Origin of the sequence: Azorhizobium doebereinerae UFLA1-100 (assembly GCF_000473085.1) — a bacterium.
GTDB classification, from domain to species: domain Bacteria; phylum Pseudomonadota; class Alphaproteobacteria; order Rhizobiales; family Xanthobacteraceae; genus Azorhizobium; species Azorhizobium doebereinerae.
The window spans coordinates 20,872-37,438 of the sequence record NZ_AXBA01000004.1 but is presented as its reverse complement, the minus strand read 5'-3'; the positions used below and the strand labels follow the sequence as shown (position 1 = coordinate 37,438).

Below are 16,567 nucleotides of genomic sequence, written 5' to 3'. Positions count from 1 at the left end.
GGGCGTCGGCACGCCTGCTCCATGCCCGAGACCGAAGCGACCTGAGATCACAAGGCGTCCGGCGGAAGCCGGTAGCGCAGGACGTGCAAGGCATCGTCCTGCCAAGTGATGTCCAGAACCTGATTGATGAGATCAGGCGCGGCGACCAATTCCTCCAGCGCCTGGGCAAACAGCTCGCACTGCATGGACAGCGTCAGGCCCGGCGGCCCGTTGAGGCATACGAGGCCAGCATGAAGCGCCACACCGGCATACTGCCCCTTGCTGCCCGGCGCCGACGCCGGCCCGCGGAAGTCGATCGCATTTCGGGTGACGAAGGTCCAGTCCCCCGCGAGGATGCGGGGCTTGAGGTCCCAGTCCTTGAGGCCCGCCCACCCCTGCCAGACCACATGGGAAGCTTCCATATGCCCGCGCGCGTGCGCGAGCCTAACGAGTTCGGGACTGAGGCACTCGTCGACGAGGAATTTCATCCCACCGCCCTGCGGCGCGGCACCCGGCGCTCGCCGGTCACGACCGCGCCGGCCGGCGGCTCGGCCTTTCGCGGACGCCCGCGCACGGGATTGGCCTCCGCATAAAGCGCGGCCAGGCGCACCTGCCTCTCATTGAGCGAGGGATAAGCGGACAGAAGCTGCGCCATGGGCACGCCCTCCGCCACCGAAGCGGCCACATCATAGGCCGGCACGCGCGTGCCCCGGATGACGGGCGCTCCCCCCAATATCTCGGGGTCGCGCACCACCAGCGCGCGCGCGGCGGCAAGCTGCGCCATGCGCTCGTCGGCGCGCCGGATGAAGGGGGCGAGATCGATGGTCAGGAAATCATCCCGCAGAATCCAGTCGCCGGCGTCCGGCGCTGCCGCGCCGGCACGGCGCAGGCGACCCGCCGCCTCGCGAATGGCGGCCCGCCGCCATTCCGCCGTCAGGCTCCCGGCGCTGCCGAAATAGAAGGCGATGAGGCCGCAGGCGGACGCGAGGACATGGCGCCCGTCCGTCGCGCTCCACAGCGTGTCCGGCAGGATGTGCTCGTCGATGACCCGATGCACGTCGCCCACGGCCACATGCGCCACCAGCGCGGCCTCCGCAGGCTTCAGCATGTCCTCGCCCGTTGCCACCGCAGACCTCAAAATCATTCCGATACTTCGGAATATATATCCGAAACCCGCGATTTCAAGCACGGGCGGGCGCGCCGCCCGCCCGTGCCTTGCCGCCCCTGCCGCGCCGCGCGCCCTACCCCGCCCCGCCCGCGTCGCGGTGCAAGGCGAAGCCGGTGGCGCCGGGGTCGCCCAGGCCGGGGCGCAGTTCCATGCTGGGGATCAGATAGTCGCCGCCATTCTGCCGCCGGTAGGGAATGGGCGGCGTGGTGGCCAGCGTGCGCATCCGCTCGCGCAGGCGCTCGGCCTCCCGCGCGAAGCCGGCCGCGTCGAGCCGGCGCACCTGGTGGGAGACGAAGGGCGGCAGCACCTGATAGCCGGGATAGAACAGGATGCCGTGGTTGATGGGGAACAGCAGGTCCTCCATCGGCCCGTTGATGCCGCGGGCGGAATAATGCGCCTCCCAGCCGCCGGTGGTCACCACCAGCATGGCCCGCTTGCCGGCAAAGACGCCCTCGCCATAGCGGTCGCCCCAGCGCCGATCGCTATGCTCGCCCACGCCATAGGCGAAGCCATAGGCATAGACCCGGTCCACCCAGCCCTTGAGGATGGCCGGCATGGTGAACCACCACAGCGGGAACTGGAGGATGAGCACGTCCGCCCACAAGAGCTTCTCCTGCTCGGCCTTCGCGTCGTCGGTGAGCGTGCCGGCGGCGAAGGCGGCGGCGGAGGCCGCGCCGGGGTCGAAGCGCGCGTCCGGCGCCAAAGCGGGGAAATCGGCGCGGTCGATCTGCGATTTCCAGCCCTGGGCATAGAGATCGGACACCTTTACCTGATGGCCCTGCGCCTCCAGTTCCTGGACGGCGACATCGCGCAAGGCGCCGTTGAGCGAGCGCGGCTCGGGATGGGCGAAGACAAGCAGCACATTCATGATCGGACCTCCGGTCAGCGGGACATGTGCCTTAGCTAGCCAATGGGCGGCCGATCCACTACGTCTGAGCAATACATATGATTGTGCCGGATTATGGATAGATCAGACATCACCCTGGAGCGCATGCGCACCTTCGTCCGCGTGGCGGAGCGGGGCAGCCTGTCGGCGGTGGCGCGCGAGCTCGCCATCGGCCAGTCCACCGTCACCCGGCAGCTCAAGGAGCTGGAGGCGGCCCTCGGCGTGCCGCTGCTGAGCCGCACCACGCGGCGCGTCACCCTGACCGATGAGGGCCGCCGCTATCACGCGGACTGCGTGCAGGTCCTGCGCCTCGTGGAACAGGCGGGCGAGGAGGCGCGGGGCACGCGCGGCGCGGCGGCGGGCACCCTGCGCGTGACCTCGACCGCCGCCTTGGGCGTGCGGCACATCACCCCGCTGATCTTCGCCTTCCAGGACCTCTATCCCGACATCGCGATCGATCTCAGCCTCAGCGACGAACGGGTGGACCTGGTGCGCGAAGGCGTCGATATCGCGCTGCGCCTCGCGCCGCTCGCCGACAGCTCCCTGAAGCTGCGCCCGCTCGGCATGAGCCACCGCCTGCTGGTGGCCGCCCCCGCCTATCTGGCGGCGCGCGGCCGCCCCGCCGCGCCGCGCGACCTCGCCGGCCACGAGGGCGTGCGCATGACCAATGTGGCGGGCAGCGACATGCTGGTGCTGGAGGGGCCGGACGGGGCGCGCCATCAGGTGCCGTTCGGCGGCCGGCTCAAGGTGGACCACGGGCTGGCGGCGCGCGCGGCGCTGCTGGCCGGGCGCGGCTTCGCCCCGGCGCACCACTGGCTGGTGGACGATTTGCTGGCCGACGGCCGGCTGGAGGTGATGCTGCCCGATTACGCGCTGTCGCCGGCGCCGCTGAGCCTGCTCATGGTGCCCGAGCGCGCCGGCATCGCCCGGGTGCGGCTGCTGGCGGATTTCCTCTCCGCCCGCATCGGCGGCGTGCCGGGCATCGTGCCGTCGCGGCCGCAGTCCGGGGCGTGACCCAAGGCCCCGCAGGGCGGCTTTCCCCCGCAGGGTGGCACTCCCCCGCCGGGCGGCCCGCCCCGGCGGCGCTCAACGGGCGGCGTCGTGGGCGCGCAGGAAATCCACCACCTGCCGCGCGCTCTCCTGCGGCGGGAACACCGGATAGAAGACGTGGGCGATGGCGCCGTCCTCGATCACCATGGTCAGGCGCTTCAGCAGCGTCAGCTCGCCCATGGTGAAGGTGGGCAGGCGGATGGCGCGGGTGAATTCCATCCGGTGGTCGGACAAAAGCGGGAACGGCAACGCCAGCCGCTCGGCCGCCTCGCGCTGGTATTCGGTCTCCTGCGCCGACAGGCCGAACACATGGTGGATGCCGACGCTGCGCAGGTCGTCCAGGCTGTCGCGGAAGGCGCAGGACTGCGGCGTGCAGCCGCGCGCGCCGGGGATCTCGTCCCAGCCCTCCGGCGAGGGCTCGCCCGGCCGCCCGGTGCGCGGATAGGCATAGACCACCACGCGGCCGGACAGATCGGACAGGTCCACCGGATGGCCGTGCGTGCCCATGAGGCGGACGATGGGCAGTTCCAGGCCCGGCAGGTGCGCCGCGGCCCCGTCGTCCGCCGGCACGGGGAGATCGAGTGGCAGGGCCTCGGTGTCGGACGGGGCCTCGGTGTCGGACATGGCGTTTCCCTTGAAATGACGCGCGCGCTGGCGCGGGCTTCCGCGCCCGCCATCTTAGCCCAGACCGCGGCCGCCGCCAGCGGGGACGGCGCCGGCAAGGGGGCGGGCCGGGAGGCTGAGCAGGAGGCTGGGCAGGGAAAATCCCAGGCTATCAAGTCACGACAGGCTTGCACAGGGCTTGCACCGCGCAAGCGAGCGTCTAGCGCACCCTATCTCCAGTTCATCCTGGAACATCCACGACGCCCGGGGACAAGAGCGTCCTGTCGCCGATGAACTGAAGCAACATCCCGCCGGCCTCCGGGGCGGAACGACTTCATGGGAGGCAGGTTCTACCTGCGGGGCGGCGATGGATTTCCATCGCAAAAACGGCTATGGTGCCGGGATGTCCGTGCCGCATGCTGGCCGCGCGGCGCCATGCGCGCCGTGGGGAAAGACCGCTGCATCGGGCCGCAACGCAGACGGTGGGGACTGTCAGCACATGAGCATCTATTTCGGGTCGACGTTCGCGACCTACAATTACTATGACAAGAACGCAGCCAAGGCGCTGACCACCAAGGCGGCGGAACCGGCGGTCAAGAACGACATCGCCTACTTCAAGGCGAACATCGGCAAGGTGAAGTCGGTGGACGACTTCGTGAACAACTACCGTTTGTTCAACTTCGCCATGACCGCCTACGGCCTCAGCGACATGGCCCATGCCAAGGCCTACATGAAGAAGGTGCTGAACAGCGACCTGTCCGACAAGACCAGCTTCGCCATGAAGCTGACGGACTCGAAGTTCGTCACCTTCGCCAAGGCCTTCAGCAACCTCAACCCGACCAATTCGCTGCTCTACACGCCGGCGACCACCGACCAGGTGACCAACAATTACCTCGCCCAGTCGCTGGAGGCCGAGCTCGGCCAGCAGGACCAGGGCGTGCAGCTTGCGCTCTATTTCCGCCGTAACGCCGCCAGCGTCACCTCCGCCTACGGCCTGCTGGGCGACGCGGCGCTCTACAAGGTGGTGTCCACGGTGTTCAACCTGCCCGACAGCATGGGCAAGGTGGACGTGACGCAGCAGAAGAAGATCATCGACTCCAAGCTCAACATCAAGGATCTGCAGGATCCGGTGAAGGTCAACCACCTGCTGCAGCGCTTCTCGGCCGTGTGGGACGCCACCAACAACACCGCGTCCAACAATCCGGTGCTGGCGCTGTTCAACATCGACAGCTCCGGCAGCACGGTGAGCAGCAGCGTCTCGTCCTCGCTGATCAACCTGAAGTACGGCGGCTGACGCCACCGAAGACGGGCGGCGCGGCCGCCCGTCCGCCAAGCCCGGCGATGCGCGGGCGGGGTTCAGCCCCGTCCGGGCGTCAGGCCGGGCGCCGGGCTCAGCCCCGGTCGCGCATCAGGCGGGCCTTGTCGCGGTTCCAGTCGCGCTCCTTCACCGCCTCGCGCTTGTCGTGCGCCTTGCGGCCCTTGCCGAGCGCCACTTCCACCTTGGCCCGGCCCTGCTCGTTGAAATAGACCTTCATGGCCACGATGGTCATGCCCTCGCGCTCCACCGCCACGGTCAGCTTGTGGATCTGGCGCTTGTGCATCAAGAGCTTGCGCGGCCGGCGCGGCTCGTGGTTGAAGCGGTTGGCTTCCAGATATTCCGGGATATAGGAATTATAGAGCCACAGCTCGCCGTTCTTGCCGGCGGCATAGCTCTCATGGATGGTGGCCTTGCCGGTGCGCAGGGCTTTCACCTCCGTCCCGGTCAAGGCGATGCCCGCTTCGAGCACCTCGCCGATCTCATAGTCGAACCGCGCCCGCCGGTTGTCGGCGACCACTTTGCGGGGCAGTTCTTTCTTCTTCTCAGCCATCGAACTCTCGAAACGGGGCGCGCCGGCAAGATACCCGCCGGCAAGGCACGCCCCCGCACGGCGCCGGGCGTCCGCCCCCGGCCAGATCGGGCCGGGGGGCGGCGCGGCGCCTAATTGATGATGCCGGCATGCACCATGGCGCTGCGCACCACCGCGCGGGTGGTGTCGGAGACCGGCACCATGGGCAGGCGCACGTCCTCGGCCATCTTGCCGAGGAGCGACAGGGCATATTTGGTGGGCGAGGGGTTGGTTTCAATGAACAGGGCGGTGTGCAGCGGCAGCAGCTTGTCCTGGATCGCCAGCGCCGTCTTGAAGTCGCCGGCGAGGCATGCCGCCTGGAACTCGGCGCACAGGCGCGGGGCGACGTTGGAGGTCACCGAGATGCAGCCCGCCCCGCCATGGGCCATGAAGCCGAGCGCGGTGATGTCCTCGCCGGAGAGCTGGATGAAGTCCGGCCCCAGCGTCTGGCGCTGCAGCGACACCCGCGCCATGCTGGCGGTGGCGTCCTTCACGCCGACGATGTTCGGCAGTTCGTAGAGACGCGCCATGGTCTCCACGCTCATGTCGATCACCGAGCGGCCGGGGATATTGTAGATGAAGATCGGCAGGTCCACCGCCCCGGCGATGGCGGCGAAATGCTGGTACAGGCCCTCCTGCGAGGGCTTGTTGTAATAAGGCGTGACCACCAGCAGGCCCTGCGCGCCGGCCTTCTGGGCGTGCTGCGAGAACTCGATGGCGGTGGCGGTGTCGTTGGAGCCGGCGCCGGCCATCACCGGCACCCGGCCGGCGGCCTGCTCCACCGCCCAGTCGATCACGCGCTTGTGCTCGGCATGGCTCAGCGTCGGGCTCTCGCCGGTGGTGCCCACGGGCACGAGGCCGTTGGTGCCTTCCGCGATCTGCCAGTCCACCAGGCCCCGGAAGGCTTTTTCATCGAGCGCACCATCGCGGAACGGCGTGACCAGGGCGGTGAAGGACCCACGGAACTGTGCGGCAAACGATGCGGACGACGTGACGGACGACATGGCTGAAGCCTTGTTTTCAAGTGTCGATGCGCCGGCCCCTTGGCGAGGGCACGGCGGACCGCTTCAGATACAGTGTTGTGTCCGGAACGGAAAGGGCATGGCGCGCGATGCCCGCCGCTCCCGCCCCGCCCGCGCCTTGCAGGCCCTGGGCAAGCCCTGCGCGGGATGGTTGATCCGCGCGCGGCTTCGCCTCAAGATGGCAGCGCCCTGCTTCCGCCCGCATTGCCATGAAGGGTGCCCGGCGTCCGGTGGTTAGCGTTTCGTCAACGCTGGTCGAACAAGATAGAGGTCGAACACGATCGGCCGCGTCCCCGCTTCGGCGCTGCGCCGCGAGGATACATCATGTCGTCTGCCCGCCTCCTGCTCTCCTGCACCGCCATGGTCCTGGCTTTGGCCATGGCCGCGCCGGCTTCCGCGGCGCAGAGCGACACATCGGCAACCTCCGACGGCGGGTCCGGTTCCAAGAAGGCGGACGCGAAGAAGGCGGACGCCAAGAAGACCGACACCAAGAAGACCGACGCGAAGAAGCCCGATTCCAAGAAGCCGGACGCCAAGAAGGACGCCAAAGCCGGCACGCACGCCAAGTCCCCCGCCAAGACGGCCGGCCTGCCGGCGCGCCCCGCGCCGAAGGCGGCGCCGCTCACCCTGGCCGCCACCGCCGCCCTCCCCACCGGCGAGCTGGGCGAATTGCGCAGCGCGGTCGCCCTCGCCAAGGCCGGCAAGGGCACCGAGGCGCTCGCCGCCGCCCGGCAGATGGACGATCCGGTGGCGCGCACGCTCGTCACCTGGCTGGTGATCCGCCACGCGCCCAACGACTACGGCTTCGACAACATCTCCGCCTTCCTGCGCGACAAGCCGGGCTGGCCGACGCCGGGCACGCTGCGCCGCCGCGCCGAGCGCGTGCTGCTGGCGGAGAATCGCGACCCCGGCACCGTGCGCGCCTTCTTCTCCGACCAGGACCCGCTCTCCGGCGAGGGCAAGATCGCGCTGGCCCGCGCCTTCGCCGCCTCCGGCGACCGCAACACCGCCGCCGCTTTGGTGCGCGACGCCTGGCGCAGCGACGAGCTGTCGGAGAGCGTCGAGAACCAGGTGCTCGGCGAGTTCGGCGTGCTGCTGACCCGCGCCGACCACAAGGCGCGCGCCGACCGCTACAGCTACAAGCCCGACCAGGCCCGCGCCCTGCGCGCCGCCGCCCGCGCCGGCTCCGACGTGGTGCTGCTCACCCAGGCCCGGCTCGCCATCGCCAAGAAGGCGCCGGAAGGCGCGCGCCTGCTGTCCCAGGTGCCGTTCAGCCTCGCCGCCGACCCGGCCTACCTGTTCGCCAAGTCCCAGCTCGCCCGCCGGGCGGGCAAGGACCAGGAGGCCGCCGCCGCGCTGCTCCAGGGCGCCGGCAACCCGGACGCCGTGGTCGATCCGGACGAATGGTGGATCGAGCGCCGCCTCGTCTCGCGCGAGCTGCTGGACGCCGGCGATCCCAAGACCGCCTATCGCGTGGCCGCCACCGGCGCCGCGCCGGTGGCGGACAATTACCGCGCCGAGCAGCAGTTCACCGCCGGCTGGATCGCCCTCGCCTTCCTGAAGGACCCGCGCACGGCGCAGGCGCATTTCTCCCGCATCGCCCACGGCCAGAGCAATCCCATCACCCTGTCGCGCGCCTTCTTCTGGCAGGGCCGCGCGGCGGAGGCGGCCGGCGACACCGGCACCGCCCGCGCCCATTACGAGCATGCGGCGCAATACAGCACGAGCTATTACGGCCAGCTCGCCCGCCAGCGGCTGGGCCAGAGCGCGGTGGCGCTGCGCCGCGCGCCGGAGGGCGGCGCCCGCTCCACCTTCGACCGCATCGAGCCGGTCAAGGCGGTGCGCCTGCTCTATGCGCTGGGCGAGCGCGACATCGCCATGACCATCCTCTACGACCTCGCCTGGCGCATGGAGGACAGTTCGCACCTGCAGATGCTCTACCAACTGGCGCAGGAGAACAACGACCCGCGCGGCGCGCTGGTGGTGGGCAAGGAGAGCCTCGCCGAGGGCCATCCGCTGGACGCGGCCGCCTTCCCCACCTTCGGCATCCCCGCCTACACCTCCATCGGCAATCCGGTGGAGAAGGCCATGGTCTATGCGGTGGCCCGGCAGGAAAGCCAGTTCAACCCGCGCACCCTCTCCAGCGCCAAGGCCATGGGCCTGATGCAGGTGACGCCGGAAGCCGGCCGCGAGGTGACCAAGAAGACCGGCGTGCCCTTCTCCGAGGAGCGCCTGATGAGCGACCAGTCCTACAACGTGCAGTTCGGCGCCGCCGAGCTGGGCGAGCTGATGGAGAATTACGGCGGCAACACCGTGCTGGTGTTCGCGGCCTACAATGCCGGGCGCGGCTCGGTGCGCAAATGGATCGACCGCTACGGCGACCCGCGCTCGCCGGACGTGGACCCGGTGGATTGGGTGGAGCTGATCCCCTATTCCGAGACCCGCAACTATGTGCAGCGGGTGATGGAGAATTACCTCGCCTACCGCGCCCGCTTCGGCACCGACCGCTCCCAGCCCATCGCCGCCCGCTGAGGACGATGGCGGGACGGGCCCGGATCGGGCCTGACACCTGCCGCCCGCGCGCCGCGCGGCCCTCTCCCGCATCGCGGGTAAAGGAACGGGCCGCTCAGCGCGCGCCGGCCCCCGGCGCCATCTCGCGGCGCAGCGCGGCGAGGAAGCCGGCGCGGGCGTCCGGCACGGACAGGCCGCGCGGCTCCAGCACCCGCGTGGCGAGAAAATGCCCAGTCATGCGCAGCGCATCCTCCATGTCCGCCAGGCTCGGCGGCACGATGCCGCCGATCAGGAAGGTGGGCAGCGGGAACAGCTTGTCCGCATAGGGATCGCCGGCGGCGCGGGAGACCGCGCGCCCACTCTTCGGCGAGACGAAGGCGAGGTCGTTGTTGCCCCCCGTGGCGGCGCAGCGCGTCAGGTCGAGCCCGAAGCCCAGTTCCGCCAGCAGCGCCACCTCGAACCGCGCCAGCAGCTCGCCGGCGGCGGCGGGGGCCTCGAAGGCGTCGAGAATGGCATCCAGCGTGGCGAACAGGCCGGGGTGGGGATCGCGCTCCGGCAGCAGGCGCAGTAAAGTGGTGAGATAGGTCACGCCGAAGCTGCCGTGGGCGCTGCGCATGAGGCCGTCGGAGCGCAGCGTCACCGGCTCCACCACCATGAGGCCCAGCTGGCTCTCGATCCGCGCCCGCCACACCGCATGCAGCGTGTTGCCGGGCTGGAGCAGGGCCGCGAGGCGCCGGGACGCGCCGCCGCGCACCAGCCCCGCATGGCGCCCGCGCGCGCGCGTCATCAGCTCGACGATGGCCCCGCTCTCTCCGTGGCGCCGAACGCCGAGAACGATCCCCTCGTCGGTCCATTCCACGGTCTAGCGATACCTGTTAAACTGGAGGTTGAAGGCGCAAGGAAGAGCCATGTCCGGCAGTTTGACCATCCGGCTTCCAGAATGGGTGGGCACGGTCGCCCTGCCGATCGCAACCGCGCTCATGGGCTTGTCCTTCCCTCTTCTTATCAGCCTCTCCCATGACCTTGGGCGTCTTGAGGAAAAAATATCATCCGCCAACGAGAAGTGGACGGAAAAGTTCGACACATTTTCCAAGCAGTCGGACGCTGCGGCGGAGAAACTGGACACAGTCCTGCGGGAAGTCCGCAGGCTGAACGAGCGCTTCGCGGAACGGGACAGCGATCCCATCCAGTTGCTCTCCAAGCTTGGCGTCAAGGCCCAGGGCAACATCGTCTCCGCCATCATCGACGGACGGGTCTATCTGTTCCCGAAGGATGCGGCGGCCAACAGCCTGCTCGCCGCATCCGGCTTTGCCCTCAGGCAGATCAGCCCGGCCGTCATCGGCTTCGAGGTTCCCAAGGTCACGCCGTGAGGCGTCAGTCTCCGCGCGGGAATTCGAGGCCCATCTCGCGATAGCGCTCCGGGTCGTCGGCCCAGTTCTCGCGCACCTTCACGAACAGGAACAGGTGCACCGGCTGCTCGATGATCTCGGCGATCTCGGCCCGCGATTCGGACGAGATGGCCTTGATGGTCGCCCCCGCCTTGCCGAGCACGATCTTCCTTTGGCTCTCGCGCTCCACGAAGATGGTCTGCTCAATGCGCACCGACTTGTCCTTCAGCTCCTTCCAGCTCTCGGTCTCGACCGTGGAGCGGTAGGGCAGCTCGTCGTGCAGGCGCAGGAACAGCTTCTCGCGGGTGATCTCGGCCGCCAGCATGCGCATGGGCGCGTCCGAGATCTGGTCCTCGGGATAGAGCCACGGGCCGGCCGGCACCTTGCCCGCGAACCATTTGCGCACGTCGTCCACGCCGTCGCCATTGAGCGCGGAGACCATGAACACCTGCTCGAACGGCAGCCGCTCGGTGAGGCTCTGGGCCAGCGCCAGCAGCGTGTCGCGGCGGATCAGGTCGATCTTGTTGAGGATCAGCGCGCGCGGGCGCTTCACCTCGGACAAAGGCTTGAGGATGGCCTCGATATGCTCGTCCACGCCCCGGTTGGCATCCACCAGCAGGGCCACGAGGTCGGCGTCTGAGGCGCTGGTCCAGGCGGTGGAGACCATGGCCCGCTCCAGCCGCCGCTTGGGCGAGAAGATGCCGGGGGTGTCCACCAGGATGACCTGGGACGAGCCGTCGATGGCGATGCCGCGCACGATGGCGCGGGTGGTCTGCACCTTATGGGAGACGATGGACACCTTGGTGCCCACCAACTGGTTGGTCAGCGTGGACTTGCCCGCATTGGGGGCGCCCAGCAAGGCCACGAAGCCGCACCGCGTCGGCTCCGCGCCCTCTGCTTCCGCCCGCACCAATTGGTTCATGCACCACTCTCCGTCACAACGCCCTCGCGGGCAAGAAAGGCAGACGCCGCCGCCTTCTGCGCCGCCTGCTTCGAATTGCCGTCGGCCTCAGCCGCGGCGAGCCCCGGAAGCTCCACCGCGACGCGGAAGCTCGGGGCATGGTCCGGCCCGGTGCGGGCCACGTCGCGATAGGCCGGCGGCGGCAGGCCGCGGCCCTGCGCCCATTCCTGGAGCACCGTCTTGGGGTCCCGCAGGGGGCGCCGGGGCGCCTCCAGCCGGGAGCGCCAGAAGCGCTCCACCACGCCGCTGGCGGCCGTGTAGCCGCCGTCCAGATAGACCGCCGCCACCACCGCCTCGGCCACGTCGGCGAGGATCGCCCGGCGCTGGCGCGCGCCGGACTGGCTCTCGCCCGGCCCGAGCCGCAGGTGGTCGCCCAGGCCCATGTCCTGCGCCACCTCGGCGCAGGCCTCCTCGCGCACCAGTTCCGCGAGGCGGCGGGACAATTCGCCCTCCTCCGCGTTCGGGAAGGTGGCGTACAGCATATGCGAAACCACGCTGCCGAGCACGTGGTCGCCGAGGAATTCCAGCCGCTGGTAGGACCGCACGCGCGGCCCCGCGCCCTTCACCGCGCTGATATGGGTGAGGGCGAGGGCGAGCATGTCCTGATCGGCGAAGCGGTGGCCGATGCGCGCTTCCAGGGCCGTCAGGTCCGGCGCGTGCCCGCTCATCGAACCATGCTGAAGATGCGCGACCAGCGCACGGCCCACGGCCAGGTCCAGACCTGCCAGGCGGCGGCATGCTCGTCGATGGAGAAGAAGATCATCTGCGCCTTCCCCACCAAATTCTCGAACGGCACGTAGCCCACCTGGCTCAGCACCCGGCTGTCGGCCGAATTGTCCCGGTTGTCGCCCATCATGAAGAAGTGGCCGGCGGGGACGTGGTAGACCTGGGTGTTGTCGTAGAAGCCGTTGTCGACGATATCCAGCGTCTCGAACGACACGCCGTTGGGCAGCGTCTCGCGCCAGCGCTTCACCGGCACCATGCGGCCGCTGCCGTCATCCTCGGTGACGTCGGTGAGGCGCTCGCGCTTCACCGGCACGCCGTTGATGTTGAGGACGCCGTTGATCATCTGGATGTCGTCGCCGGGCAGGCCGACCACGCGCTTGATGTAGTCGGTCTCGTTGTCCTTGGGCAGCTTGAACACCACCACGTCGCCGCGCGCCGGCTGCTGGCCCCAGATCCGGCCGGAGAACAGCGGCGGCGAGAACGGGATCGAGAAGCGGGAATAACCGTAGCTGTACTTGGAGACGAACAGGTAATCGCCGATCAGCAGCGTGTCCTTCATCGATCCCGAGGGGATGTTGAAGGGCTGGAACAGCAGGGTGCGGATCACCAGTGCGATCAGCAGCGCGTGGACGATAACGCGGACGGTTTCGAGAAACCCGCCGTCCTTCTTGGAGTCACTGGTCGCGGTCATAGAGGGTCCGGTGCAATAAGGTCCGCGCCAGTGTGCAGCAAACTGCGCCGAAAAACGGGTCGAATTCCCCTATCCTAGCGTCAGCACCGTCCCACCTGCGGATGCTGCTGCTATAGACGTTTCACCGCCCTGCGGCAACGCGCGCCCCAAGGGGAGGCGATCGGGAACCGGGCCTTTTCAGCATATCGTGTCCGGCGGCGCGTCCCGCCGGCCCCGGCGCCCGCCGTCAGCCCGGCGTGCCGGCCGGTTCCGCGCTGATGATCACATGGGCCGCCGACAGCGGTCCCTCGTCGGTCAGCGACAAGGCGATGCGCGGCTCGTAGCCGGGCGGCACCATCTGCGCGAGGCGCGCCGCCGCCCCGCCGGTGAGCGCCAGGGTGGGCTGGCCGGAGGGCAGGTTGACGACGCCGATGTCGCGCCAGAACACGCCGCGGGCGATGCCGGTGCCCAGCGCCTTGGCGCAGGCCTCCTTGGCAGCGAATCGCTTGGCATAGGTCTCCGCCGGGCGCGCGCGCCGGTCGGCCTTGGCCCGCTCGACCGGGGTGAACACCCGCTCCAGGAAGCGGGCGCCGAAGCGCGCGATCGATTTCTCGACGCGCCGGGCGTCGCAGAAGTCCGAGCCGATGCCGAGGATCATGCCGCCAGCCCTCCCGCCGCGCGACCGCGTTCCATCGCCTCGCGCATCTGCCGCACCACCCCGTCCAGGCCCTCGAAGATGGCCTCGCCGATCATGAAGTGGCCGATGTTCAGTTCGGCGATCTCCGGCAGGCGGGCCATGCGCTCGGCGGTGTCATAGTCGAGCCCGTGGCCGGCATGCACCTCCAGGCCCAGCGCCGCCGCCTCGCGGGCGCCGGCGGTCAGGCGGGCGAACTCGGCCTCCGCCTCCGCCGCGCGGCCGGCGGCGAGCGCCTCGCACCACGCGCCGGTGTGCAGCTCGATCACCGCCGCCTTGAGCGCGCGGGCGGCGGCGATCTGCGCCGGGTCGGGGGCGATGAACAGCGAGACGCGGATGCCGGCGGCGTTCAGCGCCGCGATCCTGGGCTTGAGGTCGGCCGCCTGCCCGGCGGCGTCGAGCCCGCCCTCGGTGGTGCGCTCCTCGCGCCGCTCGGGCACCAGGCAGCAGGCGTGCGGCTTGGTGGCCAGCGCGAGCGCCACCATCTCGTCGGTGGCGGCCATCTCGAAATTCAGCGGCAGCGCTACCTCGGCCCTGATGCGGGCGATGTCGGCGTCGCGGATGTGGCGGCGGTCCTCGCGCAGATGGGCGGTGATGCCGTCGACGCCCGCCGCCGCCGCCAGCAGCGCCGCGCGCACCGGATCGGGATGGGCGCCGCCGCGGGCGTTCCGCACCGTCGCCACATGGTCCACGTTCAGGCCGAGCCGGATCGGGGCGGGAAACGTCATGGGCTCACTCTCCTTCAGGCGGCGCGGATCATCCGTTCACCCGCTCCACGCTGGAAATCACCGGCCGCGCCCGCAGGTCCGTGAGGATGCTGTTGAGGTGCCGCAGGTCGAACACTTCGAGGTCGATCACCATCTCGGTGAAGTCCGGCGAGCGCGAGCGCATCTCCAGGCCCTGGATGTTGCCGTTGCGCTCGCCGATCACGGTCGCCACCTGCCCGAGCGTGCCCGGCTCGTTGAGGGCGGTGACCAGGATGCGGGCGGGAAAGCGCCCGTCGGACAATTCGTCCACATCCCAGCGCACGTCGAGCCAGCGCTCGGGGGCGTCTTCGAAATGCTGCAGGGCACGGGACTGGATGGGATAGATGGTGATCCCCTCCCCCGGCGCCAGGATGCCGACGATGCGGTCGCCCGGCACCGCCCCGCCCTCGGGCGCGAAGCGCACCGGCAGGTCGGAATTGATGCCGCGGATCGGGATGGCGGCGGCGGTGGACGCCTCCTCCCCGCCCTCGGGGATCTTGAACTTGAGGTTGTGGCCCTTCTTCAGCTCGAACCAGCCCTCGCCATGGGCGCGGCTGCCGGCGGCGCGCTCCTCGGGGCGCTGGGCGATCCACTCGGGATAGACGGCGCGGATCAAATCGTCGGTCTTGATCTCGCCGCGCCCGACCGCCGCGAACACGTCCTCCACCGCGGTGCGGGCGAGGCGCGGCATACCCTTGGCCACCGCCTCGTCGGAGAAGGCCTTACCGGCGCGGGCGAAGGCGCGCTCGGCGATCTTGCGGCCGAGGCCGGCATATTGCGCGCGCACCGCCGTCCGCGTCGCCCGCCGCACGGCGGCGCGGGCCTTGCCGGTGACCGCGATGGTCTCCCAGGCGCCGGGCGGGGTCTGCGCCTTGGAGGTGATGATCTCCACCTCGTCGCCATTCTTCAGCTCGGAGACCAGCGGGGCGATGTTGCCGTTGATCTTGCAGCCCACCGCCGTATTGCCCACGTCGGTGTGCACCGCATAGGCGAAGTCGATCGGCGTCGCCTTGCGCGGCAAAGCGATGAGGCGGCCCTTCGGGGTGAAGCAGAACACCTGGTCGTGGAACAGTTCGAGCTTGGTGTGCTCCAGGAACTCTTCCGGCGACAGGCCCTGCGCCAAATTCTCGATGGTCTTGCGCAGCCAGGCATAGGCCCGGCTCTCATTGGAGAGCATGACGCCCGGCGCGCCGCTGTCGTCCTTGTAGAGGGCGTGGGCGGCGATGCCGTATTCGGCGATCTCGTCCATGTCGCGGGTGCGGATCTGCAACTCGACGCGCTGCCGGCGCGGGCCGATCACCGTGGTGTGCAGCGAGCGGTAGTCGTTGGGCTTGGGCGTGGAGATATAGTCCTTGAAGCGGCCCGGCACGATCGGCCACTTGGTGTGCACCAGCCCCAGCGCGCGGTAGCAATCCTCGACGCTGCTGACGATCACCCGGAAGCCGTAGAGGTCGGAGAGCTGCTCGAACGAGATCGCCTTGCGCTCCATCTTGCCCCAGATGGAATGCGGCCGTTTCTCGCGCCCCTTCACCTCGGCCTTCATGTCGCGGCGTTCGAGCTCCTCGCGCAGCTCGCGCTCGATCTCCTGCACCAGCGGGCCGTTGCGCTCGCGCAGCTCCTCCACGCGGGAGGTGATGGAGGCGTAGGCTTCCGGCATCAGCTGGCGGAAGGACAGGTCCTCCAGCTCCTCGCGCATGTCCTGCATGCCCATGCGCGCGGCGAGCGGGGCGTAGATGTCCAGCGTTTCCTGGGCGACGCGGTCGCGCTTCTCCTGCGGCACGTATTTCAGCGTGCGCATGTTGTGCAGGCGGTCGGCCAGCTTCACCAACAGCACGCGCACGTCGTCGGCGATGGCGAGGAGCAGCTTGCGCAGGTTTTCCGCCTGCTTGGCCTGCTTGGACACGAGGTCCAGCTTCTTGATCTTGGTGAGGCCCTCCACCAATTGCGCGATCTGCGCGCCGAACAGGCGCTCGATCTCGGCCTTGGTGGCCCCGGTGTCCTCGATCGTGTCGTGCAGCAGCGCCGCGACGATGGTGGCATCGTCCAGCTTGAGATCGGTCAGGATCGCCGCGACTTCGAGCGGATGGGAGAAATAGGGGTCGCCGGAGGCGCGCACCTGCGTGCCGTGCGCCCGCATGGCGTAGACATAGGCGCGGTCGAGCAGCGCCTCGTCGGTGTTGGGATTATACCGTCGAACGCGCTCGACGAGCTCGTATTGGCGCATCATGGCCGGCACGGTCCGTCGCAGCACAGGCGGGCCGGACCCGGCCGCCGTGT

At 69.4% G+C, this 16,567-nt stretch carries 17 protein-coding genes; 4 read left to right on the top strand and 13 right to left on the bottom strand.

Annotated elements, in window-relative coordinates; translation table 11 throughout:
* Positions 1 to 47: 47 nt before the first annotated feature.
* The 3 genes from YU1_RS0105345 to YU1_RS0105335 form a co-directional block, all read right to left on the bottom strand.
* Positions 48 to 467, bottom strand: a complete 420-nt coding sequence (locus tag YU1_RS0105345) for a DUF5615 family PIN-like protein (RefSeq protein ID WP_029003185.1) — start codon at positions 465 to 467, stop codon at positions 48 to 50.
* The gene (locus YU1_RS0105340; RefSeq protein ID WP_029003184.1) at positions 464 to 1,123 is read right to left on the bottom strand and encodes a DUF433 domain-containing protein; all 660 of its coding nucleotides are present in this window, start codon (positions 1,121 to 1,123) and stop codon (positions 464 to 466) included. Before YU1_RS0105340 ends, YU1_RS0105345 begins: the two co-directional genes overlap by 4 nt.
* 97 nt (positions 1,124 to 1,220) lie before the next feature.
* Positions 1,221 to 2,015, bottom strand: coding sequence for an NAD(P)H-dependent oxidoreductase (locus YU1_RS0105335; RefSeq protein WP_029003183.1), 795 nt, complete (start codon positions 2,013 to 2,015; stop codon positions 1,221 to 1,223).
* Positions 2,016 to 2,108: 93 nt separating this feature from the next.
* On the opposite strand from YU1_RS0105335, the gene YU1_RS0105330 reads away from it, so the two are divergent.
* Positions 2,109 to 3,047: a LysR family transcriptional regulator gene (locus YU1_RS0105330; RefSeq protein ID WP_029003182.1), complete on the top strand. Its 939-nt coding sequence runs from the start codon at positions 2,109 to 2,111 to the stop codon at positions 3,045 to 3,047.
* A gap of 72 nt (positions 3,048 to 3,119) precedes the next feature.
* On the opposite strand, the gene YU1_RS0105325 is transcribed toward YU1_RS0105330, so the two are convergent.
* Positions 3,120 to 3,707, bottom strand: coding sequence for a peroxiredoxin (locus YU1_RS0105325; protein WP_051356521.1), 588 nt, complete (start codon positions 3,705 to 3,707; stop codon positions 3,120 to 3,122).
* Between the two features lie 478 nt (positions 3,708 to 4,185).
* Here YU1_RS0105325 and YU1_RS0105320 point away from each other — a divergent pair, with 478 nt between their 5' ends.
* The gene (locus tag YU1_RS0105320) at positions 4,186 to 4,980 is read left to right on the top strand and encodes a DUF1217 domain-containing protein (protein WP_029003180.1); all 795 of its coding nucleotides are present in this window, start codon (positions 4,186 to 4,188) and stop codon (positions 4,978 to 4,980) included.
* Positions 4,981 to 5,077: 97 nt separating this feature from the next.
* Here YU1_RS0105320 and smpB read toward each other — a convergent pair whose 3' ends face one another.
* On the bottom strand, positions 5,078 to 5,554 hold the full coding sequence (gene smpB / locus YU1_RS0105315; RefSeq protein ID WP_029003179.1) for an SsrA-binding protein SmpB: 477 nt from the start codon (positions 5,552 to 5,554) through the stop codon (positions 5,078 to 5,080).
* Between the two features lie 110 nt (positions 5,555 to 5,664).
* A complete protein-coding gene (gene dapA, locus YU1_RS0105310) occupies positions 5,665 to 6,576 on the bottom strand; it encodes a 4-hydroxy-tetrahydrodipicolinate synthase (RefSeq protein ID WP_029003178.1) in 912 nt (303 codons plus the stop codon).
* 342 nt (positions 6,577 to 6,918) lie between these two features.
* Here dapA and YU1_RS28090 point away from each other — a divergent pair, with 342 nt between their 5' ends.
* Positions 6,919 to 9,126: a lytic transglycosylase domain-containing protein gene (locus tag YU1_RS28090; protein WP_051356520.1), complete on the top strand. Its 2,208-nt coding sequence runs from the start codon at positions 6,919 to 6,921 to the stop codon at positions 9,124 to 9,126.
* 94 nt (positions 9,127 to 9,220) lie between these two features.
* Here the strand turns inward: YU1_RS28090 and recO are convergent, their stop codons facing one another.
* Positions 9,221 to 9,964 carry a DNA repair protein RecO gene (gene recO / locus YU1_RS0105300; protein WP_029003177.1) on the bottom strand — a complete coding sequence of 248 codons (744 nt, stop codon included), beginning with the start codon at positions 9,962 to 9,964 and terminating at the stop codon, positions 9,221 to 9,223.
* Positions 9,965 to 10,013: 49 nt separating this feature from the next.
* Between recO and YU1_RS0105295 the strand changes: the two genes are divergently transcribed.
* Positions 10,014 to 10,475: a hypothetical protein gene (locus YU1_RS0105295; RefSeq protein ID WP_029003176.1), complete on the top strand. Its 462-nt coding sequence runs from the start codon at positions 10,014 to 10,016 to the stop codon at positions 10,473 to 10,475.
* A gap of 4 nt (positions 10,476 to 10,479) precedes the next feature.
* On the opposite strand, the gene era is transcribed toward YU1_RS0105295, so the two are convergent.
* The 6 genes from era to YU1_RS0105265 form a co-directional block, all read right to left on the bottom strand.
* Positions 10,480 to 11,415, bottom strand: a complete 936-nt coding sequence (gene era / locus YU1_RS0105290; protein ID WP_035714000.1) for a GTPase Era — start codon at positions 11,413 to 11,415, stop codon at positions 10,480 to 10,482.
* A complete protein-coding gene (gene rnc / locus YU1_RS0105285; RefSeq protein ID WP_029003174.1) occupies positions 11,412 to 12,122 on the bottom strand; it encodes a ribonuclease III in 711 nt (236 codons plus the stop codon). The genes era and rnc overlap by 4 nt, the downstream gene beginning before the upstream one ends.
* A complete protein-coding gene (gene lepB, locus YU1_RS0105280; protein ID WP_029003173.1) occupies positions 12,119 to 12,871 on the bottom strand; it encodes a signal peptidase I in 753 nt (250 codons plus the stop codon). Before lepB ends, rnc begins: the two co-directional genes overlap by 4 nt.
* Before the next feature lie 226 nt (positions 12,872 to 13,097).
* Positions 13,098 to 13,508 carry a holo-ACP synthase gene (gene acpS, locus YU1_RS0105275; RefSeq protein ID WP_029003172.1) on the bottom strand — a complete coding sequence of 137 codons (411 nt, stop codon included), beginning with the start codon at positions 13,506 to 13,508 and terminating at the stop codon, positions 13,098 to 13,100.
* The gene (locus tag YU1_RS0105270; RefSeq protein WP_029003171.1) at positions 13,505 to 14,272 is read right to left on the bottom strand and encodes a pyridoxine 5'-phosphate synthase; all 768 of its coding nucleotides are present in this window, start codon (positions 14,270 to 14,272) and stop codon (positions 13,505 to 13,507) included. Before YU1_RS0105270 ends, acpS begins: the two co-directional genes overlap by 4 nt.
* 28 nt (positions 14,273 to 14,300) lie before the next feature.
* Positions 14,301 to 16,517 (bottom strand): RelA/SpoT family protein, encoded by a 2,217-nt coding sequence (locus YU1_RS0105265; protein ID WP_029003170.1) that lies wholly within the window; start codon positions 16,515 to 16,517, stop codon positions 14,301 to 14,303.
* Positions 16,518 to 16,567: the final 50 nt, after the last annotated feature.